Annotated in this window: 22 protein-coding genes and 1 tRNA gene; 3 read left to right on the top strand and 20 right to left on the bottom strand. The window is 56.7% G+C overall.

Annotation, left to right across the window (positions count from 1 at the left end; all coding sequences use genetic code 11):
• Positions 1-78 precede the first annotated feature (78 nt).
• The 7 genes from HWX74_RS05295 to HWX74_RS05265 all read right to left on the bottom strand — a co-directional run bounded on the left by HWX74_RS05295 (position 79) and on the right by HWX74_RS05265 (position 10,481).
• Positions 79-3,915 (bottom strand): glycoside hydrolase family 2 TIM barrel-domain containing protein, encoded by a 3,837-nt coding sequence (locus HWX74_RS05295; RefSeq protein WP_176012558.1) that lies wholly within the window; start codon positions 3,913-3,915, stop codon positions 79-81.
• Positions 3,912-6,305 carry a DUF4091 domain-containing protein gene (locus tag HWX74_RS05290; RefSeq protein ID WP_176012557.1) on the bottom strand — a complete coding sequence of 798 codons (2,394 nt, stop codon included), beginning with the start codon at positions 6,303-6,305 and terminating at the stop codon, positions 3,912-3,914. The genes HWX74_RS05295 and HWX74_RS05290 overlap by 4 nt, the downstream gene beginning before the upstream one ends.
• A gap of 114 nt (positions 6,306-6,419) precedes the next feature.
• A complete protein-coding gene (locus HWX74_RS05285) occupies positions 6,420-7,214 on the bottom strand; it encodes a prepilin-type N-terminal cleavage/methylation domain-containing protein (RefSeq protein ID WP_176012556.1) in 795 nt (264 codons plus the stop codon).
• 200 nt (positions 7,215-7,414) lie between these two features.
• Positions 7,415-8,098 (bottom strand): prepilin-type N-terminal cleavage/methylation domain-containing protein, encoded by a 684-nt coding sequence (locus tag HWX74_RS05280; protein ID WP_217704854.1) that lies wholly within the window; start codon positions 8,096-8,098, stop codon positions 7,415-7,417.
• A gap of 387 nt (positions 8,099-8,485) precedes the next feature.
• Entirely contained in the window at positions 8,486-9,262 is a 777-nt protein-coding gene (locus HWX74_RS05275; RefSeq protein ID WP_176012554.1) for a type II secretion system protein, read from the bottom strand.
• Between the two features lie 561 nt (positions 9,263-9,823).
• Positions 9,824-10,219: a hypothetical protein gene (locus HWX74_RS05270; RefSeq protein ID WP_176012553.1), complete on the bottom strand. Its 396-nt coding sequence runs from the start codon at positions 10,217-10,219 to the stop codon at positions 9,824-9,826.
• A gap of 97 nt (positions 10,220-10,316) precedes the next feature.
• A complete protein-coding gene (locus HWX74_RS05265) occupies positions 10,317-10,481 on the bottom strand; it encodes a hypothetical protein (protein ID WP_176012552.1) in 165 nt (54 codons plus the stop codon).
• 405 nt (positions 10,482-10,886) lie between these two features.
• Here HWX74_RS05265 and HWX74_RS05260 point away from each other — a divergent pair, with 405 nt between their 5' ends.
• Together HWX74_RS05260 and HWX74_RS05255 are read left to right on the top strand one after the other, a co-directional pair.
• The gene (locus HWX74_RS05260; protein WP_176012551.1) at positions 10,887-11,735 is read left to right on the top strand and encodes a hypothetical protein; all 849 of its coding nucleotides are present in this window, start codon (positions 10,887-10,889) and stop codon (positions 11,733-11,735) included.
• The gene (locus tag HWX74_RS05255; protein WP_176012550.1) at positions 11,659-12,603 is read left to right on the top strand and encodes a CsgG/HfaB family protein; all 945 of its coding nucleotides are present in this window, start codon (positions 11,659-11,661) and stop codon (positions 12,601-12,603) included. The genes HWX74_RS05260 and HWX74_RS05255 overlap by 77 nt, the downstream gene beginning before the upstream one ends.
• Before the next feature lie 235 nt (positions 12,604-12,838).
• Here the strand turns inward: HWX74_RS05255 and HWX74_RS05250 are convergent, their stop codons facing one another.
• The 8 genes from HWX74_RS05250 to HWX74_RS05215 all read right to left on the bottom strand — a co-directional run bounded on the left by HWX74_RS05250 (position 12,839) and on the right by HWX74_RS05215 (position 21,796).
• Complete coding sequence (locus tag HWX74_RS05250; RefSeq protein ID WP_176012549.1) at positions 12,839-13,222, bottom strand: hypothetical protein; 384 nt, start codon at positions 13,220-13,222, stop codon at positions 12,839-12,841.
• Between the two features lie 14 nt (positions 13,223-13,236).
• Positions 13,237-13,947: a phosphoribosylanthranilate isomerase gene (locus HWX74_RS05245; RefSeq protein ID WP_176012548.1), complete on the bottom strand. Its 711-nt coding sequence runs from the start codon at positions 13,945-13,947 to the stop codon at positions 13,237-13,239.
• On the bottom strand, positions 13,947-14,654 hold the full coding sequence (locus HWX74_RS05240) for a type III pantothenate kinase (protein ID WP_176012547.1): 708 nt from the start codon (positions 14,652-14,654) through the stop codon (positions 13,947-13,949). The genes HWX74_RS05245 and HWX74_RS05240 overlap by 1 nt, the downstream gene beginning before the upstream one ends.
• Positions 14,655-14,671: 17 nt before the next feature.
• Positions 14,672-15,772, bottom strand: a complete 1,101-nt coding sequence (locus HWX74_RS05235; protein WP_176012546.1) for a mannose-1-phosphate guanylyltransferase — start codon at positions 15,770-15,772, stop codon at positions 14,672-14,674.
• A gap of 39 nt (positions 15,773-15,811) precedes the next feature.
• Positions 15,812-17,065 carry a type II secretion system F family protein gene (locus tag HWX74_RS05230; protein ID WP_176012545.1) on the bottom strand — a complete coding sequence of 418 codons (1,254 nt, stop codon included), beginning with the start codon at positions 17,063-17,065 and terminating at the stop codon, positions 15,812-15,814.
• Between the two features lie 111 nt (positions 17,066-17,176).
• A complete protein-coding gene (locus HWX74_RS05225; protein WP_176012544.1) occupies positions 17,177-18,268 on the bottom strand; it encodes a type IV pilus twitching motility protein PilT in 1,092 nt (363 codons plus the stop codon).
• A 96-nt stretch (positions 18,269-18,364) separates the two neighbouring features.
• Positions 18,365-20,050, bottom strand: coding sequence for a GspE/PulE family protein (locus tag HWX74_RS05220; RefSeq protein WP_176012543.1), 1,686 nt, complete (start codon positions 20,048-20,050; stop codon positions 18,365-18,367).
• Positions 20,051-20,098: 48 nt separating this feature from the next.
• The gene (locus HWX74_RS05215) at positions 20,099-21,796 is read right to left on the bottom strand and encodes a GspE/PulE family protein (protein WP_176012542.1); all 1,698 of its coding nucleotides are present in this window, start codon (positions 21,794-21,796) and stop codon (positions 20,099-20,101) included.
• 236 nt (positions 21,797-22,032) lie between these two features.
• On the opposite strand from HWX74_RS05215, the gene HWX74_RS05210 reads away from it, so the two are divergent.
• A tRNA-Thr gene (locus tag HWX74_RS05210) sits at positions 22,033-22,107 on the top strand.
• Between the two features lie 98 nt (positions 22,108-22,205).
• Here HWX74_RS05210 and HWX74_RS05205 read toward each other — a convergent pair.
• From HWX74_RS05205 to HWX74_RS05185, 5 genes are read right to left on the bottom strand one after another with little or no spacing between them, the layout of a single operon-like run.
• A complete protein-coding gene (locus HWX74_RS05205; RefSeq protein ID WP_176012541.1) occupies positions 22,206-24,212 on the bottom strand; it encodes a M56 family metallopeptidase in 2,007 nt (668 codons plus the stop codon).
• Positions 24,200-24,583, bottom strand: a complete 384-nt coding sequence (locus tag HWX74_RS05200; protein ID WP_176012540.1) for a BlaI/MecI/CopY family transcriptional regulator — start codon at positions 24,581-24,583, stop codon at positions 24,200-24,202. Before HWX74_RS05200 ends, HWX74_RS05205 begins: the two co-directional genes overlap by 13 nt.
• Before the next feature lie 42 nt (positions 24,584-24,625).
• On the bottom strand, positions 24,626-25,498 hold the full coding sequence (locus HWX74_RS05195; protein WP_176012539.1) for an ABC transporter permease subunit: 873 nt from the start codon (positions 25,496-25,498) through the stop codon (positions 24,626-24,628).
• Positions 25,495-26,400 carry an ABC transporter ATP-binding protein gene (locus tag HWX74_RS05190; RefSeq protein WP_176012538.1) on the bottom strand — a complete coding sequence of 302 codons (906 nt, stop codon included), beginning with the start codon at positions 26,398-26,400 and terminating at the stop codon, positions 25,495-25,497. Before HWX74_RS05190 ends, HWX74_RS05195 begins: the two co-directional genes overlap by 4 nt.
• 21 nt (positions 26,401-26,421) lie before the next feature.
• On the bottom strand, positions 26,422-26,982 hold the full coding sequence (locus HWX74_RS05185) for a DUF1559 domain-containing protein (protein WP_176012537.1): 561 nt from the start codon (positions 26,980-26,982) through the stop codon (positions 26,422-26,424).
• Between the last annotated feature and the right edge of the window lie 5 nt (positions 26,983-26,987).

Here is a 26,987-nt window from a genome sequence, read left to right as displayed (position 1 = left end):
CCGCCGCCGAAACGGAGGATGCACTATTAATGTAAATTAACCAGACTGCAATATCTACGTCACTTTTGAAAAAAAATACTATTTTTTTATCATCACATTGAACGTTGCCGCGCTGGTGAAGTCATTGTGGTTGCCTTCCTGCAACGATTTTAAACGGATGAACCGGGCGTTGACCGGAGCGTCGAGTTTGACGGTTTTCCGGGTATTGTCGAACGGCCATTCGCCCTGGGCGACCGTTCGGTAATTCCGGTTGTCGTCGCTGACTTCCAGCGCATACCGGGTGATGGTGCCGTTGGTGGAATTATCCTGGCGCGGCAGGTAACTGAAGCCGTCGATGGTCAGCGGTTCCTCGAATTCGATGCCCAGATAGTGCGGCTGCGGCGGGGGTCCCCCGCTATACGCCGTATGCCAGAAGGGGCCGCCTTTGCCGTCGAACGCCTTTGCCGGTTCGTTGCCGGGCTCGAAACTGTCGGCGAAATATTTCCACCGGCTGTCGCGCAGCGGTACGAATTCCACCGGCGCGGAGACCAGTTGTTCCGCCGCCGCCAGCCCCGGCTGTTGGGTGCGGATGGTAATCAGTCCGGCAGCGGTGAGGAGGCCGCCGTCATAGTCCCGCCAGTCGCCGCCATCGATTTTCCAACGGACACTGCTGTTGTCGGCCGCCACAATCCGGAAGCCGTTGCCGGAGGCGTCCGCGACAACCGACGCCATCGGCGTCACCCGCGATTTCAGCCGGCCGTCGGCCGACAGGTCGCGGCCGAACTGGCCGCCCAGGCGATAGCGGAACTGATAGTTGCCGTTGACCAGTTGATAGGGATCCAGCGGAATCGGGCCGCAGCCGGAGGTGCCCAGGCCCATCTGGGCCAGATCCAGCGAGACGATCACCCGGTCGCTGGCCGGCAGATCACAGGGATAAAGCGCATCGGCCACTTCCGCTTCGGTCCAGTTGGAGACATGGAAATTGAACGGCTTGCCGTCACCGGCGATCAGCACTCCGCAATCGCCGTCGTCGAGCAATGCGGCATAGCGGACCCCGCCGCGGTTGCCGAAGAACTGCGGCCGCTGATAATACTCATAAAAATTTGCCGCGGTGGTCCAGTATTGATCGACCCGGGCGGCGCTTTGGCGGTCACTGTAGTTCTCGAACGGGCCCAGGCCGTAATAGCCGACCTGGAACAGCGCCGGGTTGACTTCGAAATCGAACCCGATCCGTTGCAGCAACGGCGGCAGTTGGCTCAGCTCCAAAGAATTGTCCACCGTGAGCGTCCCGTTGCCGTCGATGATGTAACTGGTTAAAATATGACCGCGGTACTGACCGGATTGGAGTTGATGCCGAACCCGGACGATGGCGAAAGAGCCGTTCAATTCCGCCTCGCAGGCGGCCGGGCTGGTTTCCAGTTGACGCAACAGTGCGGTATTCAGCCAGTTGTCATTGTCTCCCGGGGCGCGGTAGGCCGAGAAACGCGGGCTGTGGGCCGCCTCGGTGATGACCGGCAGTCCGAAGAATGACAGATAGGCCAGCGCGCCGGAAGCCCGGTCGAAGCGAGCTTCGGTGCCGCCGGAATGCACGGTGATGGTTTCAGCTGTCTGCCGCAATTCCGGCGCGGCGGCTTCCGGCAGGTAGGCGGCCGCCGTTGCCCGGTTCGGCAGTTGAAACTGGTAATAAGCCTGTTCATATCCTTTGCCGGCATACGGCGTCGCCTCCTTCCGGCGCCAGGAAAGGTCGACGAAATACTCTTTCCCCGCTTCGGGCTGGAATGCCGGCAGCGGCAGCGTCAGTTCCATCGTCTGGCCGGGGGCCAGTTGCAGATCGGTCAACTCTCCCCGGGCGATGCGTTCGCCGTCCGCCTTCAACGTCCAGACCAGCTTGAACTGTTCGAGATCGGTGAAGTTGTACAGGTTGCCGATCTTCACTTTGCCGGCGGCCGGATCAAGCACTTCGGTTTGAATCCATTGATACAGGTACTTCACTTCCGCCAGCTTGGCGGTCTGCTGCCGGTCGGCGGTGACGATGCCGTTGGCGCAGAAGTTGCTGATCGAATCGCCGAAAGTGCCGCCGTAACTGAAGAAACTGTCGCCGCCCGGCCGGACGCTGCCGGAGAAGGGGGCCAGCACTCCCTGCCGTTCGCCGTGCCGGTGTTGGCTGCGGAAGCCCTGATCCATCCAGTCCCAGATGCAGGCGCCGGCCAGGGATGGTTCCCGGCGGAACAGTTCGACATATTCTTTCAGACTGCCGAGCGAATTGCCCATGGCATGGGCGTATTCACAAAGGAAATACGGTTTCGGCCTGTCGCTTTTGGCATAGGCTTCCAGCGCGGCGACCGACCAGTACATGCCGCCCTCGACATCGCTGTAATCGCAATTCAACTGGTAATGGACCGGCCGGGACGGGTCCAGCCGTTTGACCGCGTCGTACATCAGGCCGAAATTCGGTCCCCGTCCGGCTTCATTACCCAGCGACCAGAAAAGGATGGAAGGGTGGTTGCGGAAATTGTCGACCATCCGGGTTGCCCGGTCGAGGTGAACCGGCGCCCAGGCCGGGTCGTTGCTCAGCGACGCTTCTTCGAAGCCCATGCCGTGCGATTCGGCATTGGCCTCGCTGATGACGTACAAACCGTATTCGTCGCACAATTCATACCAGCGCGGCACATCCGGATAGTGGCAGGTCCGCACCGTGTTCAGATTGTTTTGTTTCATCAGCATGATATCGCGGCGCATCAGCTCCTCGGTCATCACCCGGCCGCGGTCCGGATCGAGTTCGTGGCGGTTGACGCCGAGCAGTTTGACCGATTGGCCATTGACGAATATCTGGCGGTCGCGCAATTCGATGCTGCGGAAACCGATTTTACGGCTGAGGAATTCGCCGTTGTCACTGGAGAGCACCAGCGTATAGAGGTTGGGCGTTTCGGCGCTCCACGCCGCCACGGTGCCGGCGTCGAAGCTGACGCTGACGGTGCCGCGGCCGTTTGGCGCCAGCAGCAGAGCCTCTTCGCCTTCGGCAACCGGCTGCCGGCCGGGGCCGAAAAGTTGCACCCGGTAATGGTGTTCTGCGCGGTCGGCGGTGAAATTTTCCGCCGTGATGTCGACGGTTACTTTGCCGCGCCGGTAGTGGTCGTACAGTTCGGGATGCACGACGAAATCGCGGATCGCCTGTTTCGGCTGGGCGTACAGGACGACGTCGCGATGGATGCCGGAAACCCGGTAATAATCCTGATCCTCCATATAGCTGCCGTCGCTCCAGCGGTAGACCTGCAGCGCGATCAGGTTTTTGCCCGGTTTCAGGTAATCGGTGATGTTGAATTCCGCCGGCGTGTGGCTATCCTCGGAATAACCGACTTTCTGGCCGTTGACCCACAGGTAAAAGGCGCTTTCGACGCCGCCGAAATTGAGGAAAATTTCCGAACCTTCCCACGCGGCCGGCAAATCGATCCAATGCCGGTAACTGCCGGTCGGATTCGGGAAACGATATTTCTGATAATCTTCCGGCACCGGCCGCATGACATATGGCGGATCATAGGTCAGCGTCGCCCCGTAGGAGGGTTGGTCATATTGAGAAAACTGCCAGTTGCCGGGCACCGGTATGGTCGACCAGTTCCGGTCATCATAATCGACCCGGTAAAAATCGACCGGCGCCTTGTCCGGTTCCGGCGCCCAATGGAACCGCCAGTCGCCGTTGAGCTTCCGCATTCTGGCGCTTTGCCGCGGCATCGCCAGCGCTTCTTCTTCCGAGTCATAAGGGATGAATTGGGCGTGGCCGCGCAATTTGTTGATACCGAACACCTGTTCATTTTCCCAATCGTGCTGTGGTTCGGCCGGTTCCGACGGAGCGGAGCCGGCGGGAGCGGACGCGCCGGCGGACAGCAGCAGGGTGCCGCACAGCAGCGAAGACGCGAAACAAATAAGGCGTTTTTTCACTTTGCTTCCTTTCCGGCGGCGACGATTTCGGCGGCGATTTGCCGGCGCAACTGTTCAAGCTGGGCGGAGTCGCGCGAATATTCGGTCAAACTTTTGATCAGCGGCTTGATGTATTTCACCGCGGCGTCACGACCTTTGCGTTCGGCCAGAATGGCCAGATAATCATAATCTTCCTGGCCGTCACGGATGTTCTCGAGACGAACCGAACTGAGCAATCCCTCTTCGGCCGGATAGATCAGCGTGCCGTCGCCGGAAATAATCCAGTAGACGCCGAGCTGCCAGTCGAGGAACGGTTCGGTCGTGTCGGCGATCAATGCATTGTTCTGCCAGTCGTTGACCAGCCAGTACAGCAGCCCGTCGCTCTCGTATTGATAAGCCATCCAGCCGAGCAGCCGCCCTTCGATGGCCGGGTAGTCGACCGCGGCGAAATTGGCATACGGATAGACCGGATCGCAGCAGACGTACCACCAGACCTCCTTGCCTTCTTTCCGGAGTTTGGCCGACAGTTCGGCGTCGTATCCCCTGGTCAGCGGACAATACCAGTCCATATAATCCTGATAGCCTGTCGGCGTCTCCCGGCGTTTGTCGTACATATAGGTGGCGGTACTGAAGGTTTTGACGTCCGGATAACGCTCCTTGAGGAATTTGCAGGTCGCTTTGATCGCCTCGTCGAATTCCGGCGGCCGTTCGTCGAAACCGTACAGATAGGCCAGGTCGATCAGGCCGTTGGCGCGCAGTTCCGCGATATACGGATCGAGCCGTTCGGCCAGTTCGGCGTAAAAAGCGTCATTGTAGACCGATCGGTCGGCGGCATGGACCCAGACGGTGCCTTCCGGCGGGAGCGGCACCAGGTTGATGATGTTGAAGGCGTTCATGCCGTGTTCTTTGGCATAGAGCAGGTCTTCGATTGCCGGCGGCGTGGTCCGGGAAATGTCATCCGGATTCAGCCGGTGTTCCAGCATGATGTCGAGGCCCTGCTTGCGCAGTTCCGGGGTGATTTCACCGTATGCCAGTCTGGTGAATCCGTCCATCAGTGCGAACGCGGTTTTGAAGTGCGGCGTCGTCGGCAGAGCGAAATCGTATACTTCCAGTTGAAGCGGCAGCTTTTGAACCGCTTCGCCGGGAATGCTCACATCGACCGTGCCGGTATAGATGCCGGGCTCGACACCGGAGGCGTCGAAGTCCAGCCATACCGTCTGGGTTTGGCCATTCTGCAGCGTGATATCGCTGTAGGGCAGCAACGGGTCCGGAATCCAGCTCGGCTGCATTGAATGAAGATCCCCGGGATGGCGGGACGGGCAGGGGCTCCAGACGTAGCCGACCCGGTGGCGGGCGATGCTGGCGGCGGGAAAAATGTTGCCGTCGGCGTTTTGCAGTTCGGAAACCGTCACCGTGATCGGCGACAGCACCGCGTCATCGGCCGCTTTGAACGAAAGCTGAACGCCTTCATGCTCTTCCCGGGCCAGCGCGATATCGACCTGCCGTACCGGTTCCTCCGGCGGCAGGCTGTCCGGAAACACTTTGTCCATCGGTCCAGTCACCCAGAACCGGCAGCCGTCCGCGATCGGATTGACCGGCAGGTCGAATACCGGGATTTGATATTCGGTCGTCACAGTCCGTCGGCCGGAAGTGACGGAGAAACGGAGCGTATCCGGCCGTATCGCCGTATCGCCGGTATAGTGCCATGCCACTTTGTTGCCGTGTCCCTGCTGTTCGGCGGCGACTTTGCCGTTGGCCAGCAGTTCGCCGTGCCAGCGGCTCTGTTCGCCGATCTCGGCGGAGATCCGGATGCCGGCCGGATGGCAGGGGGAATCGGAGGAAATCCACAATTTGTTCGGCCGCAACTGCGCGTCGGCGCTCCGTTCATCGCGGGTCAACTCCAGGTCGTCGATTTCAACTGTGCCGGCCGAGTTGCGGAAATAGGCGTAAAAATCAATCGTCTTGACCGGTTTGTCCGGATAAAAAATGCCTTCGGTATATTCCCAGTCGTGCGACCAGTTGTTCCAACTGGCGATGTTGTCCCAGGCATGGCTGCCGTCGTCGTATGTGATGTCCAGATGCAAAAAAATTTCGCCGTTGCGGATGCCGGCGGCCTTGCTCCAGCCGCTGAAGCTGACCGGTCGTTGGTCGGCCTGGTCATATTCCACCTTCTGGTGGACGCCGACAGCCTTGGTCGGGTTTTCCCCGGTACGCTGCAGCACGACTGCGCCGGAGGTCCGGTTGCCCTGGCGGGTATAGCGGTAACCATCCTGGTAAGGCTCCCAGGCGACGGCCTGTTTACCGTCGTCACTCCGGCTGAAATCACTGTTGGCCAGATCGTTGGCCAGCAGCGGCCAGAGGGTTGTCACGCCGGCGCACAGCGCCGCGGATATTTTCTTGCTGAACATCATTGATTTTTTTCTCCGCCTTTTCCGCTGCCGGTTGCCGGGCCGCGGAAAAGGGACATTTTTTGCGTCGAACCGTTTCCGCCGGCATTGCGGAAACGGCGTGACTGATTTCTCGGTTTACCTGAACGAGCCGTCGGTATTGCGGGCTCTCCAGCAGTTGTCGGCGCCGCCGTCCGGATTCCAGGTGTTGATCAGCATCTGGGTCCCGGAGACGTCGTGGACGCTGCCGTCGACCCGGCAGCCGTTGAACTTGATCGCACCGACGCTGCTGCCGCGGCTGTGCCGCATCGGCACCCGGCCGGCATCGGCGGTGGGGTACCAGTTGTTATAATTGTTGAACAGGCTGTACAAATCGGTTTCATAGGTGATGTCGGCGTGGTTCGGCGAATCGGCGATGATCGTCGCGCCCGACGGATTGGAGACGCTGGACACTTTGGTCTGATAGCCGTAAACTTTGTCGGCCATCCAGCCGTTGCCGCCGAAGTCGAGCGATACCCAGCCGTAACAGACCACATTGTCGAACGTACGGCCGCCGACGTTGATCGTCAGGCTGCCTTCGGCCGGGCAGACCAGCACCGGCGGCGCTTCGTTGGCGTCCCAGATGTTGATCCAGCCTTCCTGGGCGGCGGTATCGTTGTAGAATTTGCCGCCCATATAACGGCAAAGGTCGGAAAACCAGAACTTCATGTCGCCGCTCGGCAGATCCCACAACACCGCCGGCGGCAGACTGTCATCGTTGTCACCGGTGTACATCGCCAGCCCGAGGCCGAGCTGTTTCAAATTGCTTTTGCATTTGACGTTCATCGCTGCCGCTTTGGCCTTGCCGAGCGCCGGCAGCAGCATACTGGCGAGAATGGCGATGATCGCGATCACGACCAACAGTTCGATCAGTGTGAAACTTTTCTTCATCATCTTCTTGCTCCTTTTCTCATCAGGGATGGATTGTTGATTCCAGTTTTCCTCGAAGCTCCATTCTACGTAGAATTATAGCAAATTTTTAAAAGAAAATCAAGTACCCAATCCAAAATTTTTCAAAAAGATGACTTTCATACCGCAATTGGAGGTTTGAGAACGGTTGACCGTCGGCGATTGCCATTCTGCATTTTTCTCCGTCAATCGTTGACCGGGTAAAACATTTCCTGATGGTTGATCCAGTTGATCTTTCCTTCGCCTTTGTTGACATGACCGTCGGCGAAAAGGACATTGGCCCGATTGTTGTGATGATAACCGATGCACTCATCCCCCGGCTGCAGCGTCCAATAGTAAGCATATTTGGAAAGAGCTTTGTTGTCTCCCCAGTAATAACGTTCCGAGGCTCTGGTAATCTGGCTCAACTTTTTCGCCTCAAAATCGGCGCCCCAGGTGTTGACGGGGGTGCCGCCGTCGAAGTAGTTGGTGTCGATGTGGCCGCCGATGTAGACATTGGGCGCATAAGCATAACTGTCCGTTCCGGTGACGCCGCCGTCTTCCGTGTAGCCGGGACAACTGAAAATCGTGTTGGAAAAGTATCCTCTTCCCTGGCCCCAGATGAGGCAATCCTGATTCGGCTGCAAATTCATGTAGTCGCCGAGAAAATGGCTCGCATGATTCCAGCCGTAATCGACGACCGGCCCGTAGTCCTGGTTATCTTCCGCATACAAAAAACAAACCACGCCGATCTGCTTGAGGTTGGAAGTGCATTTGATTGCCTGGGCGGCGGCTTTGGCTTTGCCGAGCGCCGGCAGCAGCATGCTGGCAAGAATGGCGATAATCGCAATCACGACTAACAGTTCGATCAATGTAAAATGCTTTTTCATCGTTTCTTTCCTTTGTTTTGAGATGTTTTTCAAATTTGGAACACTTGTCATCCGACATCACATCGTCGCGAGCGAGATGATGCACTTTGTTGTTCTACGTAGAACTATTTTAGCAAAAAAAAGAGCAAAAGTCAATACCCTAACGTAAAAAAATTGAAAAAAAATGATAAAAATAATTGAATTTAATGAGAATTTCTCTAAAGCGAAAAAGAACAAAATGCTGTTAAGATCTTTAAAATAATCGAGTTAATTCAATTTTCTGCGTTTGTTGTCTCTGGATTGCGGTCATGATTCTTTAGAATGAAATTTGATGCATCGGAAATTCATGCAAACCGCGCGTGCCCACGGTTCCGGCAAGGCAATGGCTGTGGACACGCGCGGATGATTCTACCGGAAGGAGCCGTCGGTATTGCGGGCCCGCCAGCAGTTGTCGACGCCGCTGTCCGGATTCCAGGTGTTGATCAGCATCTGAGTGCCGCTGACATCGTGGACGCTGCCGTCGACCCGGCAGCCGTTGAATTTGATCGAATTGACGCTGTTGCCGCGGCTGTGCCGCAGGGCAACCCGGCCGTCGATGGTCGGATACCAGTTGCTGTAGTTGTTGAACAATGTGTATAAATCCGTTTCCGCCGTTGCGAGCGAGTGATCTCTGGCATCGGTGATGATTGTCGCCGAAGAGGGGTTGGAAACGTTGGAAAGCTTGGTGCCGTATCCGTAAGTCGGGGCCGCGGTCCAACCGCTGTCCGAAGTGCCGAAGTCCAGTCCGATCCAGGAGTAGCAGACGGTATTGGTGGTAGTGCCGACTTTCAGGCTGCCTTCGGCCGGGCAGATCAGCATTTGCGGCGCGTCGCCTTCATCCCAGATGTTGACCCAGCCGGTGCCGTCGGCATCGCCATAAAATTTCCCGCCCATATAACGGCAAAGTTCATTGAACCAGAAACGCAAATTATTGTCTTTTTCCTGAAAGGCGGACGGCGGCAGGCTGTCGTCGAAATCGCCGGCGTACATGGCCAATCCCAGGCCGAGCTGCTTTAAGTTGCTCTTGCATTTGACGTTCATTGCAGCGGCTTTGGCTTTGCCGAGCGCCGGCAGCAGCATCGAAGCCAAAATGGCGATGATTGCAATCACGACCAGCAGTTCAATCAGCGTGAAACTTTTTTTCATCCTTTACTTCCTTGTCGTTTGATTTTGATTGGTGATCCATTCCGATGACTTGACAACCCTCCGCCTGCGCAATGACGGAAGCATGCCGGTCATTTAATTCTACGTAGAATTAGTTTAGCAAAAAAAATGGCAAAAGTCAATCCCCGGATTGAAAAAAAACAGATTTTTGTCGACGAACTTGAAAATAGTGGATTGCGGAAGGAGACCGGCTGGGTCATGGCCGGAGGTTTTTCCGGCGCCGGCACGGCGGGATACCGTTGGCGGAAATGATTTCCCAATCAATTCAGACCTGGTTGCAATTATCTTAAATATAGAGTGAAACATGCAAAATAATTTTCCAATTACCGGCTGAAAAAGGAGGCTTTCGACTGTCGTCAGCCGAAAGCCGGGGAAAGGGAGAGAAGGAATTTGGGAAATTCTACGTAGAATAATAGCAGCATTGCTGGGAAAGTCAAGGCGGGAATGGTTATTTATCGGCAATTTTTGTTTTTCGGCCGCCGTTTTCTCTTTTCCCGCCTTTTGAGCAGGAAAAGAGAAAACGCAGAATTCAGAAAGAGACGATTATTTCAACTCATCGGCCGTTTCCGGCCGTTGCCGGCAGCGGCAATTCCGCTCTTTCGGCGGAATCGGCCGGTAAGCCGGGTCAATGGTTGCCATCAGCAGTGGCTTGGAGGACAATTCCTCTGCCTTGCCGTACAGCCCGCGCAGATATTCGATATCGTTGATGCCCGGTATGGCCTGATTGGTCTGCAGGTTCTGACGATACTCGTTCAAAAGCCGGAAAAAGGATTGATCCAGCAGTTTGGCGTGATGTTCGGCATTGACGATTTCGCCCAACAAGTCCGGCCGGTGGTCGAGTTCATTGCCACGGCCGTGACCGGCAAGCACCTCCTTGCCGTAGCTGAGGGCGGCGGCAAGGTGCTTCAGCAAACAATTCCAACATTGCATTGATTGCATGAGAGTTTTTCTCCTTCCCGGATGTAACGGATAATTTTATATGATAATTCGTATTCTTCACCGACAGCGTCGGAATCATTGGGAAGTAGAGCTCCTGTCAAGTTTCCGCCAGTGCAATCGTGTTGATGCACCGAATCAATGTTTGGGCCGTTTTTCTGTAACAATCCCGTGAAGCGGCGGTTTCAGGTTCGATAAATTCCACCGGAAATACCGCCCGGTAATCGTCGGTGACATATTGCGGGTTGAAGGTATTTTCCATCATTTTTTTGTCTTTCGGTTTTTGATTTTTTCAGAGGTGAAAATAATTTGTCTTGAAATTGCTCTGCTCTATCATGTTTCATCCCCTTTCGGTTTTGTTCTTTGCATATTGGGTATTTTCAATTATATTGAGTTCTGTCAACAGAGGAGGAGATAACTGTTTACAGTTAAATGAAATAATCGTGTTTGTCGTCTTAATTTTTTTATGAATAAAAAAAGGAGTCAAGCGGAATTTCCGGCTGCCGCATCTTCATCCTCTTTATATTAAAATTATTATGGAAATTAAATCCCGGGGTTTCCGGAAATGAAAAATGAAATATTTGAACGCTTTCCAGCCAAGAAAAAGAACAAAGCGGCGTCTTATTGAATAGATTGATAATATGGCGACAAAAAATCAGGAGTGACCACAATGCAGAAACGACGGATCAGATGGGCCGGATTTTTTCTCGGTATGGTGTTGTTGCAAACGGTTGCGGCGGAGGACAACGTTCAGCCATTGCATTTTTATGCCGGACAGCAGCAGCAGATCACGATTGCTGCTCCGGCCGGCAAATTGCTGGAATGGCAGATTGAAACCGTCAACGGCCGGGTGGTGGCGCGCGGTTCGAACTGGAGCGACGAGCATGGTGAATTGAGCATTTCCCTGAGTTTTCCGGAGTTGAAGGAAGGTTCTTCGGTGGATGCTTTTCTGCGCTATGAAACGGAGAGAGTACCGGTCACGTTTCATGCGGTGAAGATACTGGATGGACTGTGGCCGTCTTCGCTGGGAGTGGTTTTCGACCTGCCGCATGCAACTGCCGATCAATTGCGGGCCGGCGGCATGCGTGAGGTCAGCAGTCCGGCGCCGAAGATTCTGTTCAGCAATGCGTTGCCGGGAAAGGATGCCTGGCAGCCGATGCCGGAGTTGATCGTTTTGCTGCCGGATGAGGGGGATTTTCCGATTGATTTGAATGGCCAAAATATTCAGCAAATTTCTCTGTCTTCCGCCAGAATTCCCGGTTCGCTTTCCGTCCTATATAGTGACAAAGAAAAATGGATTGACCGGAATGGCAGTGGTTCTTATATGGAAGTGAAAGGTACGCCGCAACTGCTGATTCTTTCGCCGGAGTTGACGAAGAAACTGGGGAGTTCGCCGGACGTGTTGTTGTTAATCAAATCAGTAATTCAGGAGAAATACAATCATGCTTTTGAACAAGCCAAAAACAATGCTGTTCGCGCTTCTGATGGGAGTGCTGCTGCCGCAACTGAAGGCCGTTGACGAAAGCGTGGCGGCGACGGCGACGCAGCCGATTCCGACCATTGCGGTGTTGCCGTTCGATTCCCGCAGCCGCAACAGCGATGCCGAACAGCTTGGACGCAGCATTGCCGAATTGTTGTCGGTCGCTTTGATGGAAGAAAGCGAGTTCGAGTTGGTGGAACGTGCCGAGCTGGAGAAAATTCTCAATGAATTGCAGCTTTCCGATTCCGGCTTGATCGATCAGCAGACGCAGCTTCAGATCGGTCATCTGGTCGGTGCCCGGATTCTGATTACCGGTTCCTGCTTCAAAAGCGGCGAGAAGACGTTTCTGGTTGCCAAGGTGATCGGTACGGAAAGCGGCCGGGTGCTGGGAGCCAGTGTCAACGGCCGGGTGGATGTGGTCGAACTGATTCCGGAATTGCGGAAGAAATTGACGGATATTCTGTGCAGGAGCAGTGCGAAATTGCTGCCGCCGGCGGTGACGGAGCAGTCTGTATTGGCGCAGTTGTCCGCTGTTGTCGCCGGCCAGAGCCGGAAAGTGTATATTCAAGTATCGGAATCCATCAACGTCCCGGCGGTCGATCCGGCGGCGGAAGTCGAATTGAAAAAGTTGTTGCTGGATCTGGGCTTTCAGATTGTGGAAACTCCGGTTGAAGCCGAATACCGTTTGATCGGCGAAGGCGTTGCGACCAGTTCCGGCGTTTATCAGAATTTCCAGAGCGCGACGGCCCGGGTGGAACTGACGCTCTATCGCGGCAAGGAAGAGGTCGTGAAAGTGGACCGCGGCGTGGAAACGGTTGCCGGCGGTTCGTATGTGATCGCCGCGAAGACGGCGCTGGCGCAGTGTGCGTTGAAATTGGCGGGCCGGATCTTGCCGGTGTTGCAGTAAGTTGCGTTGCCGCCGGATGGCTCTCGGAGGTCGGATTTACCGGTCGCGTCGACTGCTTCGGGGTACGGAACAATTTTGTGGGACGAGCCGCCGTTTCGTCTGGCGGGCGGAATAAAGTATAAGATTTGATTCAGCAAAGCAAACGGCCGGCGGAATCCCGCCGGCCGTTTGCTTTCATTGCCGTGGCGACTGCCGGTCGCTTCTGTTTTTTTAATTGGCGAGCTGCCGCCGGCGCTTAATTTTCTTCGTAGAGCCAACGCGATTCCCAGACGTAATCGCAGAAGGTATCCGTATAAATCAGGCCGGGATCGTAACCGAGAAAGAGGACATCGGTCACGCCGCCGAAGGCTCGCAACGGGGTCAGGCAGACTCCCTCGATCGAACCGTAAACGAATCCCCAGAACGGGACCCGGCTGCTCTGGTACAGCATACAGCGCGGTACTTCAAGAAAACAGGTGCCGATGTTGGTTACGCCCCGCAGCATATGGTCCCAATGACTGTCGCTGTTCTCTTCGCCCGCCGCCGGAACCGGCGGCGGGGTTGGCGTTTCCCCGGCTCCGGTTGAAATTCCCGCCGTCAGCAACAATGCCAAACTCAAAATACCGATCCATTTTTTCATGCTGCGAATTTCCTTTAGATTAGGTTTGATACCTTGCCGTCCGGAATTTCCGGCGGCGGATTGAGTGCCATTCCGGCCAGCCTGGCCGCCTGGACAAACTGGTGGCAGACGGCAGGATCACAAAATTGATCCGGGGCTTTCAACTGGTTGCAGGCATCCACGCCGAATGGATGGACCGTTTCGATTGCCTGCGCAACGTTGGCGGCATTCAACCCGCCGCTGAGCATCACCGGTCGCGGACATTGCGCGACGAATTCCGCCGCCCGTTCCCATTGATAAACCTTGTCGGCCGTGTCGAGGCCCACCCGGCTGAGATCCAGATTGAAGGCGTCCAGATTGACGGCGTCGATCAGCGACAGATATTCATCCAGCGTCCAGTCATAACGGCCGGGATTCAGGTAAAACGTCAGAATGATCTTGGCGTTGGCCGGCAGGAGGTCTCGCAATACCGCCACCTGAACCGGTGTTACTTTGTGCAGTTGTACTGTGAAAATGGCCGATTTGTTCAGAATATCGACGATCGCTTCCGGTTCGGACAGGTGGGTGACGATCACCGGCGTCACATAAGGCGGCAGTTCCGCTGCCAGCCGGCCGGCGGTGCTGGGCAGAATGAACGATTTCGATTGATAAATCTGGCCGACCTGGAACCCCAGCACATCGGCGCCGCAACGAATCGCCGCTGCCATTTCCGTTTCATTCTGAATTCCGCAAATTTTGATCCGCATTATTGATTGAGCTCCCAGGCGCGATAGATGCCGCGCAGTGTAAAATCATTGCCGCCGGGTTGCAGCCCGGACAGGTGCTGCAGAAAAAACGGCGCATCCCCGCCTACTCCTAGCAGCGTCCGGCAACTGGCGCCGAGACCCTCTTCCGTCGCCCGGATCAGTTCCCGAACCATTCCGACGGCCCCCAGGTCGATTCCCAGACGCATGGCGTCGCGCGTATTCCCGGCCGGCCGGCGTTCCGGCCGGGTGTCGTCAAGCGGCAGGAACGGCAACTGAGCGGTCCCCTGATGGAGCGATTGGCGCAACAGCAGCCGGCCCGGCGCAATGGCGCCGCCGAGGAAACGCCGGCGGCCATCGACGACTTCAATGGTGATGGCGGTGCCGAAATCGACGACCAGCCCGGGCAGAGGATAGTTTGCCGCCAATTCCACCGCATTGGCCAGCCGGTCGCTGCCGATCGTCGTACAGTCGAGCCGGGTCAGGTCGAGGTTGACTGCCGTCGCGGGCGAAACATAAAAAAACGCCCGGCCGGCCAGCTTTTCGCGAACTTCCGGAACGACAGTCGCCGCTGCAATCGGCACCCCTTCCTCCGGCAGCATTGCCTCCTCCAACTGTTCGGTTCGAACCTGCCGGAGATTGCCGATCCTGCCATTCTCAAATTCGGCCAACTGCGTGTTGCTGTTGCCGATATTCATTAAAAATACCATCGACTTCCCCGGCTCGCTCACAAAAATTTTCTGAGTTCCGGGTTGTCGCCCAGCATCTGTACCAGATTTTTCACTCGTTGCGCCGATTTTCCGTTGCATACCAGCGTGGCGTCTTCGGTGTGGACGATGATCAGGTCATCGACATCCACGGCCGTAATCAGGTGATTGTTGTCTCCGACAATGATGCAGTCTTTGGCTCCCAGTCCGGCGAACAGGCCGCGCACGACATTGTTGTTCCGGTCCGGTTTGACCTGGTTGCGCAATTCGGTCCAACTGCCGACGTCATCCCAGTCGAATGTCGCCTCCGCCACCAGCACGTCCCGTAATTTTTCCATCAATGCATAATCGATGCTGATGCGGTCGAAATGCGGGTACTCCAAGGCCAGAACTTCATTCAGCGTGCCGCAGCCGATTGCCGCTTTGACCGTTTCGGCCAACTCCGACAAACTTGGCGCGTAACACTGCAGTTCTTCGCGCAAAACCGGCAAGGTCCAGACGAAAATTCCACTGTTCCAGCGGTAATTGCCGGAAGCCAGAAATTTCGTCGCTTCCTCCAGACTCGGCTTTTCCACGAAACCTTCGCCGCGGCGAAAGGCCGTCGGCAACCCGGGATCAATCGCTTCGCCGCAGCGCAGATAGCCGTAACCGGTGGTGGCAAAGCGCGGCTTGATCCCGATGGTGACCGCTTTTTTATACATGACTGCCGCCTGCACCGCGTCGTTCAGCACCTGCTTGAATTGCTTCGCATCGTGAATGATGTGGTCGGCCGGCGTCGCCACCAGGACGCTGTCGGCCGCTTTGCAACGCGCCGCCGCAATTCCGGCCGCGACCGCCACGCAGGCGGCCGTATCCCGACCGGTCGCTTCGCCGATGATATTCTCGGCCGGAATCGAGGAGAGCAGGGAACGCATCGGCAGTTCGTATTCCCGGTTGGTGATCACCAGACAGTTCTGCGGGGCGATTCCGGCGGAAGTCAGGCGCGCTACCGTCTGCTCCAGCATCGTCAAATTGCCGATCAGCCGCAGCAACTGCTTCGGATGACTACTCCGGCTTTGCGGCCAGAAGCGCTCTCCCTTGCCGCCGGCCATGACGACGGCATATACGTTTTCAAGATTCATCGATCAAGCCAACCTTTCATCGGCACCGTGACGAGGTTTTCAACCCATACCTTCGATCAGTTTCGTCAACGGCAAGAACATGGCGATGACGATCGTACCGACGATCACGGCCAGGACGACGATCATCAACGGTTCGATCATCGAAGTGAGGGCGTTGACCGCATTGTCCACTTCGTCTTCATACTTGTCGGCAATGCGCTCGAGCATGTCCGGCAAGCGGCCGGTTTCCTCGCCGACCTCGATCATGCTGATCACCATCTGCGGGAAAATGCCGGTGGCGTTCAACGGCGCCGCGATGCCTTCGCCTTCCTTGACCGCATCGTGCACTTTCTGCACGGCCGAGGCGACCAGATCGTTGCCGGAGGTATCGCGGACGATGTTCAAGGCGTTCAGCACCGGCACGCCGGCGGCCATCAGGGTGCCCAGGGTTCGGGAGAAACGGGCGATTGCCGACCGGGAAATGATCGGCCCGAACAGCGGCATGTGGTATTTGACCCAGTCGATGCCGAATTTACCGTATTTGGTACGATTGGTAATACAGTACAAAATAATAATGGCAACAATAGCCAGCAAGACTTTCCAGCCTTCATGCACCAGCACGTTGCTGGCGTCGATGACCCACAAAGTCAAGGCGGGCATTTGCCCACCCGGCAGCAGGTCGTCAAAAATGCTTTTGAAACTCGGCACAATCCAGATCATCAACCCGGTGGTAATCAACCCGGCGATGACCAGCACCGAGATCGGGTAGATCATCGCCGATTTCACTTTGCCGGCGATCTTTGCCGCCTTTTCCATGAATTGCGCCAAGCGTGACAAAATGGTTTCCATCGCCCCGGCCGCCTCGCCGGCCCGTACCATGTTCAAATACAGCTTGTCGAAACTTTTCGGATTGTAAGCCAGCGCTTCCGAGAACGTCGCACCCTCTTCAACCGCATCGGCGGTGTCGCCGAGGATGAGCTTGGTCATCGCGTTTTTGCTCTGTTTTTCCAGCGTCCGCAACGAACGGATCAACGGCAGACCGGCCTCCAGCAGCGTTGCCAACTGGCGGGTGACGAGCGTCAATTCCTTGCGCTTGATTTTGCGCGCGCCCAGCGCAAAGTTGAAAATGCTTCCCTGCTGGGCCTTGCGGCGCCGCTTGACCGGCTGTCCCTTGGCGGTCAGGGCTTTCAACGAAGTCGGATACAATCCCTGCTTCTTCAGTGTCGAGGCAGCGACGTCTTCAGAAGAGGCTTCCAGCGTTCCCTTCTGCTCCTTGCCGTACTGATCCATTGCGGTATATGCAAATTGCGGCATAAATCGAATCCTCCGATTTTGCTTGATGAATGGTTGATCCCGTCTCCGTCACGCCACAATGTAACGGATTCCCACTTTCGAATCACGGCCGGACCCGTTCCGGCCGTTCCGTTATTTTTTCTGCTGTTGCGCCTCCTGCTGCAATTGGCGCAAGGTCTGGAGGACCGACTCCTGATCCTGTGCCTTGGTGATCAGTTCCGTGTAAGAGATCACCCCTCTTTCAAACAGCTCGACCAAATGCGCATCGAGCGTATGCATGCCGTATTTCGCTCCGGTTTGCAGTTCGGACGTGATACGGAATGTTTTATTGTCGCGGATCAGCGCCTGGATGGACGGCGTTGAGACCATGATCTCGAATCCGGCCACCCGTCCGGGTTTATCGGCCCGCGGCAGCAGCACCTGGGAAATCACCGCCACCAGCGAGGACGCCAACTGGGTACGAATCTGCGCCTGCTGGTTGGTCGGAAAGGCGTCGACGATACGGTCGACGGTACGGGCAGCGCCGGTGGTATGCAAAGTGGCGAAAACCAGGTGACCGGTTTCCGCTGCGGTTACCGCCGCTTCCATCGTTTCCAGGTCGCGCATTTCACCGACCAGAATGATGTCCGGGTCCTGACGCAGCGAACGTTTCAGCGCTTCGCCGAAGGAAGGGACGTCAACGCCGATTTCCCGTTGGATGACCACGCTTTTCTTGTGATAATGATAAAATTCGATCGGGTCCTCAATGGTGATGATGTGGCAGGCGCGTTCCTGGTTGATGATGTTGATCATCGAAGCCAGCGTCGTCGATTTGCCGGAACCGGTCGGCCCGGTAACCAGGACCAGGCCGCGGGGACGGTAGAGCAGATCCTTGACCGATTCCTGCAGACCGATCTGCTCGAAAGTCAGGAGCGTATTGGGAATCTGGCGCAATACCGTGCCGAACACCCCTTTCTGTTTGAAGGCGCTGACACGAAAACGAGCCTGATCGCCGAACCCGAATCCGAAGTCGGCCGTACCGACCGCCTGGATTTGCTGCAGGTGCGCTTCCGATGCGATGGTTTTGATCAGCCGTTCCGTATCCTGGGCGGTCAGGGGCGGGACATCCAGCGGCGTCATATCACCGTGCAGACGTACCATCGGCGGGGCTCCGACCTCCAAGTGCAAGTCGCTGACGCCCTCGTCCACCACCAACTGCAACAGTTCTGTCATATCAACGCTCATTTTCGCCTTCCACTCCTACGCGGCACCCAACCGCTTGCTAATTCTTTGATTATTTTCATTGTCTCTTATTTCAAATCCGGAATTCCGCCATTGCCGTCAGGTGTAACGCAACACTTCATCCACCGTCGTTTCGCCGTTGAAGATGGCCTTCAAACCGTCTTCCCGAATCGTATGCATGCCCTGCTGGCAACCTTTTTCCTGGATTGCCGAGGTTGGCGCATTGCTTAAAATCAAATCGATGATCGGCTGGGTGATCACCAGCAGCTCGGTAATCGCTTTCCGGCCCTTATAGCCGGTGTTGTTGCAAACCGGGCAGCCGCGTCCGTAATAGAATTTGCGGTCGCCGAGCTCCGTCCGGTCCAGGTCCAGCCGCTGCAGTTCTTCGTCACTGGGCGTGTAGCTGGTTTTGCAATTGTAGCAGACCCGGCGGATCAGCCGCTGAGCCAGCACGCCGACCAGCGAAGAACAGATCAGGAACGGTTCAATTCCCATATCGACCAGACGGGTGATGGTCCCGGCCGAGTCGTTGGTGTGCAGGGTACTGAACACGAAGTGCCCGGTCAGCGATGCCTCGATCGCGGTCTGGGCGGTTTCGAAGTCACGGATTTCCCCGACCAGAATCCGGTCCGGGTCCTGGCGCAGGAACGCCCGCAGAGCCTTGTGGAAAGTCATGCCGACCGCCTCGTTGATCGGCACCTGGATAATGCCTTCGATATCGTATTCGACCGGGTCCTCGGCCGTCAGCAGTTTGTCGCCGATCACGTTGATTTCCTTCAGCGCGGAATAAAGCGTCGTCGTCTTGCCGGAACCGGTCGGCCCGGTGACCAGCAGGATGCCGTTCGGCAGATGGATCAGCTCCCGCAATTTTTCCAGCACCTGCGCATCGAGTCCCAGCACGTCCAAATCCAGATTGACCACCGACCGGTCCAGCACGCGGAGCACCACCGATTCGCCGTGGGTGATCGGCAGGCAGGAAACGCGCAGATCGACCGGTTTGCCGCCGACTTTGAGCTGGATGCGGCCGTCCTGCGGGATACGGCGTTCGGAAATGTTCAAACCGGACATGATCTTGACGCGGCTGATGATCGGCATCGCCAGCGCCTTGGGCGGCGGCGGCAGTTCATAGAGTGCGCCGTCCACCCGGTAGCGGATGCGGAAATCATTTTCGAACGGTTCGAAATGGATGTCGGACGCCTTGTCCTTGATCGCCTGGCGCAGCACCATGTCGACGAACCGGATGATCGGCGCTTCATTGGCGGTATGCTCCAGGTCGATGACGTCATCGAGATTGACCTCCTTGATGTCCTGGCTCATTTCGTCGATCACTTCGCGCACCGTGCTCATGTCGGCCGGATAATATTTTTCCAACTGGCTGTCGATCTGATCGGGATCGGCCACCAGCGGCGTGATGTCGCAGTTGAGAATGAAACGCAAATCGTCGTGTTGCAGAAAATTCAGCGGACTGCGCATTGCCACCCTCAGGATTTCGCCGTCGAAGCTGACCGGAATGACGCCGTAGGAGCGCGCCAGTTCGGGATCGACTTTGGCGATGATCTCCGGCGGTATCGGAATGTCTTCCAAATCGACGACTTCACTGCCGAGATTGTTGGCCATCAACTGTAAAATCTGCTTTTTCGTCAGCAAACCGTAGTTGACGATGACCTCGGTAAACGGCGTTCCGGAACGATCGTGTTCCTCTTCCACATCGCGCAACTGTTCTTCGGTACAGCCGCCTTCCGTCAGCAGAATATCACGCAAAGCTAGGTTTTCACTGTCGAGCATTTTATCCAATGACCTTGTGTTGATAGTTGATTACAAATCTCATGACTGTTATTCCGCGTCCATCATGGTGACCCGGATTACCTCTTCGAGTGTTGAAGTGCCCGCCTCCGCTTTGCGCAGCGCGTCGTCGCGCAGCGTCCGCATGCCGTTGCGCCGCGCCGCGTCGCGGATGGTGGACGTGGAAGAGTTTTTGAAGATCAATGCTGCGATGTCGTCGGTCACGGTAAAAATTTCATAAATGCCGATCCGGCCTTTGTAACCGGTATGGCTGCAGCGTTCGCAACCGGTGCCCTTGTAGAATTGGCGGGTGGCCAGATATTCCGGCGAAAGTCCGAGCAGCCGTGCTTCCATCGGCGTCGGTTTGTGTGGCGCCAGACAATTCTTGCAGGCGCGCCGCAGCAGCCGTTGCGCCATGACCGCCCGCAGCGAAGAAGCGACCAGAAACGGCGCGACGCCCATATCGACCAGACGGGTGATGGCGGTCGGGGCGTCATTGGTATGCAGGGTGCTGAACACCAGGTGGCCGGTCAACGCGGCGTTGATGGCGATTTCGGCCGTTTCCAAGTCGCGGATTTCACCGACCATGATGATGTTCGGCGCCTGACGCAGCATGGCCCGCAGCGCGGCGGCGAAGGTCATGTTGACATGGCGGTCGACCTGCACCTGGTTGATGCCGGGCAACAGATATTCGACCGGGTCTTCGACGGTGATGATTTTGCGCGCGGTCGTATTGATGGTGTTCAGAAAAGCGTAAAGCGACGTCGTCTTGCCGGAACCGGTCGGCCCGGTGACCAGGAAAATGCCGTCCGGGAAAGAGATGATGCGGTTGACCAGTTCCAGGTCGTCGGCATAAAAACCGAGCTTCGGAATATCCAACTGGATGCTGGCCTTGTCCAGAATACGCATGACGATACTTTCGCCGTGAGTGGTCGGCACGCTGGAAACACGCAGGTCGATGTCGCGGTCGCCGACGGACATCTGAATACGGCCGTCCTGCGGAATGCGTTTTTCCGTGATGTCCAGCCGGGCCATGATTTTTACCCGGCTGGTCAGATTCGGCTGCCAGTATTTGGGCGGCGCCTCCACTTCCCGGAGCACTCCGTCGATGCGGTAACGGATACGGTAGGATTTCTCCATCGGCTCGAGGTGAATATCGCTGGCGTGCATCTTGTAGGCTTCGGTGATGATCAACGTCACCAGCCGGATGATGGCGGTTTCATCGTTCTCGTCTTCGCTGGCGGCATCGAAGTGGATGATGCCTTCCTCTTCGGCCAGTTCGCCCATGAATTTCTTGACCGTTTCGGAGATGGTCCGATAGTGCCGTTCGATGATCCGGGTAATCTGGGCTTCCGGCGCGATGACCGCTTCGACGTCGCAGCCGAGCAGGTAACGCAACGCGTCGATCGTCCCCATATCGGTCGGATCGCTCATCGCCACCGTCAGGCTTTCATCGGTTTTCATCACCGGAATGACATTGTAGGTGCTGACGATATCCGGAGTCAACGCGGCGAGCACCTCGTCCGGGATTTCGTAGTGGTCCAGGTCGAGCATTTCCATGCCGTATTGCTGCGCCAGCAGCGCAGTCAAATCGTGTTCGGAAACGAATCCCAGCTCTTTGATGGCGTCGACGACGCTGAGATTGTTTTTGCTTTGCGCAGAATACTGGCGCGCCTGGTTCAACTGTTCCTGAGACAGCAAGCCATATTCGGTCAGCAACTCAATGATAAAATCATTATCTTTGGCCACGTTCTTTCCCCCGTGATCGTAACTGAAATACTTTTAGAGCCAATACGTCATGCCCACATTGCACAACAGCACATCGTAAACATTAATTCTGCTTTTTGAGAATTTCAAGTAATTTCCGATTGAATTCAGATAAGAAATGCAAAACAGGGGAAGGAAAGCGGAAAAAAATGTTTTAAAGCGGTTCTCCTTCTTGATTTTTTACATAACTGAACGCATAGTAAAACAAATTCTCCCCTGCCGGCTTAGCTCAGTGGTAGAGCAGCTGACTTGTAATCATCAGGTCGTCGGTTCGACTCCGACAGCCGGCTCCATTCATAAATAAATAAGTTATGATATTTAATCAATATAAAATATTGAGTTGTTATCTAACTTTTGTCTAATTTCCTATCAGTGCATAGTTTTCTTGTGCTTATTTTACTTTAGAGCGCAATACGGCAACCTCGGAAACGGCGTCCGGTGACTCCGGCTGCAGAAGCGCCTGGTGCGCCAGCCATAACCGCTCCAGCAAATCGGCCGGCCAGCGGCCCTCCACATGAATGGCGCCGTCGTCGTTGCGGCAGGTCAATTGTTCGGCCGCTTCGCCGGCATCGGTTCCGAGAATAATTGCGGCGCGTTTCATGCCGTCGAACAGTTTGCCGACCTGCAGCCAGGCCTTTTCCTGCTGGTGCGCCTCCGTCAGCCGACAGTCCAGGTCAACGCCGATCGAATGGTCTTTGGCCAGCCGGAGAATTGCCTGCAAGGTTCCGGATACCGGCCGATCGTCCATGGTCATCCAGCCGTCGACCGGTTGGGGAATGGCGGCAAAGCCGATGGCTTCCGCCGGGATTTCCTGCAGGATTTTCTGAAAAATACCGGCGTCGTCGAACTGGTTGTCCAAACTGGCGAAAAAGGCGTCGAGGACGATTCCATGATCCGGCAGGATGGCGATGACGTGGTCGTTGACCGGCAGGAAAAAAGTCGGTTTGCGGGCGCCGCCGTCGGCCAGTTGCAGAACTTCCCGGTTGCGCAGCGCGGTGGTTCTGGCTTGCGGATTGCCCTCGAGCAGTCGTGCGCGGAACGCCGGCCAGGTTGTCCGGCTGCGCACCAGAATCCCGCCGGAGGAGGGCATGGATTCACCGCCGGTTTTGCCGTTCAGCCAGAAGAACATCAATTCCTGAACCTGCATGGTTTCGAACCAGTCGGCGAACAGATACGGCTGAGCGTCCCGGCTCAGCTTGGTCAGCAGGCTCTGGGCGAGCGAGGTCGCCAGCAATTTCCGGCTCCAGTAGGAATCCTGCATCATTTCACAATCCCAGTAAACCATCGCCTGGGCCGCCGGGACCGGATAGCGCAGCAAGCTGTCCGGGCCGCGGCGTTCATGGCCGGTAAAGGCCGGCGTCAGCATCACCACGCTCAACAATAAAGCGGCGGTGGCCGCCCGCCGCAGCCAGCGGCGCGGGACGCTTTCCGGGGGGACGTTGAAAATTTCCCATAACCGCAGTTTGAGGTCGCGGCTGCCGGCGCCGAGATTATTGCCGCCCTGCAGGGCCGGCGGCGGGGTCAGGCTGAAAAAAAGCAGCAGCCGGGCATATTCGCCGCGCTGGGCGCCTTCCAGGTGAAGCCGGCGGACCACTTCCCGGTCGCAATTCAGTTCGGCCGCCAGCCAGAAACGCCGGATCGCCCAGCCCAGGAACAAATTTCCCCAGAAGAGGCAGCCGGTAAGGGTCAGCAACAGATTGCTGGCATTGTCGCCGGCTTTCAAATGCGCAAATTCGTGCAGAAATAACGTGATGATCTGTTGATCGGTCAATGTCGCCGCTTTTTGGGCCGGGAAAAAAATTTTCGGCCGCCGGAAACCGGTACAGGCCGGCGCCGCCAGCAGAATTCCGCCGTCGAACAGCCGGCAATGACGACGGTCGAAGCCGGCGAGGCCGGCCGCCTGGTGAAAGAGGTTGAACAGCCGGCCGCCGGAAATTTCCGGCAAGGCATTCAGCAGCCTCTGCCCGCACCGCTGCCGGTTCAGCCGGTAACCGGCCAGCAATCCGGCGATGCCGAGGTAAAGACCGGCCAGCCCCCAGAAGGCGCTGCCGGCCGGGATGACGAACGACGGCGGCAGCGGCTTTTCCGCAATTTTGGGAACGGCTTCCGGTTTTTCCGGTGCGGTGGCAACGGCGAATTCCCAACTGTCCCAGTCGAACCGGATGGAAGGCGCGGCGACATTTTCCGCCGGGTCGGCCTGCGAAGCCGCTGTCCAGCCGGGAAAATTCACGTCATGCAGCGGCAGGACCATCAACAGCAGCAGCACCGCCCACAGGCCCCGGCTTTGAAGTTGCCGGTGCAAGGCCGGGAACGGCAGCCGTTCCAACAACTGGATCAGCAGAAACAGAGCCGCGCCACGCAGCAATGCGGAGGCGGCATAAAAAATTATTTCATGCATTGTCCTTCCGCTTCCTCGATAATGGCTTTCAATTCGCTGAGTTCCTCGCTTGACAGCCGGCGTTCCTTGACGAAAAAGCTCAGCAGCGCCCCCGGCGTGTCCTGAAACGTATCCCGCAGAAATTTATTGCTGGCCTCTTTCAAATATTCCTCGCGGCTGATCCGGGGGGAATATTGATAGGAGCGCCGTTCGCCCTCCTGGCTGACCGCTTCCTTTTTCAACAGCCGCAGCAGCAGTGTTTTGATCGTCACCCCTTCCCAGCTGTTTTCCCGTTGCACGTTGCCGACGATTTCCGGCAGGGTTTGCGGCGATTTGTCCCACAACGCCTTCATGACTTCCAATTCCGCGTCAGAAATTTTGATCCGCTCCATATCCATTCCTTTTTTGCAAAGCCGGCGACCGGTCGGACGGCTTCATCTGATGTCTTTCCAATTGAAATTGATGATTGCCAATGTTAAAAATACCACGATATAAATACTTAGCAATGCCAGATTCGCACTTAATTTATACCATGGGATGTTGTTCAGCCAAAAAAGAAACGCCGTCGCGCCGCCCATTGTTTCAGACAACAGATAATCCTTGAGGTGCGCCATGAAAGGAAACAAAGCCGCAATATAACAGACGAAATAAACCGTTACCGCGGCGATGGTGGCCGCCGTCGTCCGGTTGAATATCGTGGAAAAGAACAAGGCGATCGCCGCCAGCGCCATCTGGGAGAAGGAGAAGTAGATTACCATCGCGCCGTAACGCAGGATGGCCGCCGGTTCGCCCATCGTCGTGAAATCGACTCCCCAGGCGCCGAACATGAAGATCACCTGGGTGGACGACCAGCCCCGCAGCAGCGCTGCCGCCGCCAGGGAAACGACGGCGAAATAGAGGGAAAAAAACAGCGTCATCAGATAGATGGCGAAGAATTTGCTCAGAATCATGCCGGTCCGGGAACGCGGCCGGGACAGCGCCAGTTTGAGGCTGCCGTCCTGCATTTCGCCGGCGACCGTTTCCCCGGCCAGCGTGGCGACCAGAATCGGCATCAGAATCAGAAAGGTCGGAATCATCACCAGCCGGGCGAGAAAAGGACCGTCGAAACAACTGAAAATGAAATTGGCGAACGCTTCACTGAAGCCGGCCCGTTCCAGCGTCCGGGCAAATTCCCGGGAACCGCCGCCGGAGCGGAAACCGATATAACATAACGTCAGAAACAGCAGATGGCCGGCGGCGATGACGAAATTTTTTTTCTGCACCGCCATTTTCAACAGTTCGTAACCGATATTGCGCCACATATTCATCGCCTTTCCGCCAGATTTTCCAGAAAAAATGTCTCGAGGTTCGCCGCGGCGACGCTCAAATGCGTCACTTCCACGCCGCCGTGAACCAACCGCGCGTTGACCAGTCCCGCCAGTCGGTCGCAGTCGGCCGTTGCGGCGTATTCCAACCGCAATTCCCGATCGGAAGTCACGACGATTGAGCGGGGGGCAAGTTCACCGGTCTCCTGCAGCAGCCGCCGGGCCAGGGCCGGCTGGCGGCAGCGGACGCACAGTTGCGGCGGCGCTTTCAGCAGCTCCTGCAAGCCGCCGCAGGCGATCAGAGTTCCCTGGGAGAGCAGCGCGATCTTATCGCAGATTTGTTCCATCTCTCCGAGCAGATGACTGCTGACCAGTACCGTCGTGCCGAAATCGCGGTTCAACTGCCGGATCAATTGCCGGATTTCGACGATGCCGCCGGGATCGAGGCCGTTGGTCGGTTCATCCAGGATGATGAGATCCGAGTCGGGCAGCAGCGCCAGCACGATGCCGAGCCGCTGTTTCATGCCGGTGGAAAAGGTGCCGACTCGGCGGTCGGCCGCCGAGTCCATGCCGACGAAGCGCAGCAGTTCCCGCGACCGTTTTTCATAGGCGGGGCCGTGGCCGCCGGAAAAAACCTTCAGATTCCAGCGGGCGGAAAGGTCGGGATGAAAACTCGGCCATTCGATGACGGCGCCCAGTTTCCGCATGGCCTGCGGGTGTTCCCGATGGACGTCGAAACCGTTGACGGTGACCGTTCCGGCCGTCGGCCAGATCAACCCGGTGATCGCTTTGAGCAGAGTGCTCTTGCCGGCGCCGTTCGGGCCGATCAGTCCCATGACGTCGCCGCGTTCAACGGACAGTGAAACATCCCGCAGGACCGGTCGGGAACCGAAACATTTGCTCAAATTTGTTATCCGGATGGCCATTTACAGCCCGCCTTTTTCCTGCAATGCGTCGGTGCTGATGTGGCCGTCGATATACAGATAGTTGCGGGAGCTGACCTCGCCGTCTTTGCCGTGTACGGTTTCGAAGTCGGTCAACAGCGGGACGGTGTAGCCCAGCAGCTCGAAACGGGACGAAAAAGATTTGCCGTTGATGTCCAGCATCGACAGCCACCAGTAGCTGCTGCCGCTCTGGGCGAAATGTTCGGGATCGGAAGGGCAGTGGAAGATCTCCTGATGTTGCCAGGACGCTTCGTCGCCAGGATCGGCGCCGAGATAGGCGGCCAATGTCCGCATCACCGGCTCGAACATCGTCTCGTTGGCGGCCGGGTCGCCGGGATCGCCGACGCAATACGGCAGGCATTGGCGGTTGTCCATCGCATAATTCTGCAACGCCAGGCCGATTTGCCGGAGATTGTTCATGCAGCCGGTCCGGTAAGCCCTGGCCCGGACATAATGGACCGCCGGCAGCAGCAGTCCGGATAATATGCCTATTACGGCGATAACGATCAGTAATTCCAGTAATGTAAAAGCTGAATGTTTCATCGGTT

This window comes from Victivallis sp. Marseille-Q1083, from assembly GCF_903645315.1.
Classification (GTDB): Bacteria; Verrucomicrobiota; Lentisphaeria; order Victivallales; family Victivallaceae; genus UMGS1518.
Note: the sequence above shows the minus strand (reverse complement) of the source record. Positions and strands in the feature narration are given on the sequence as shown.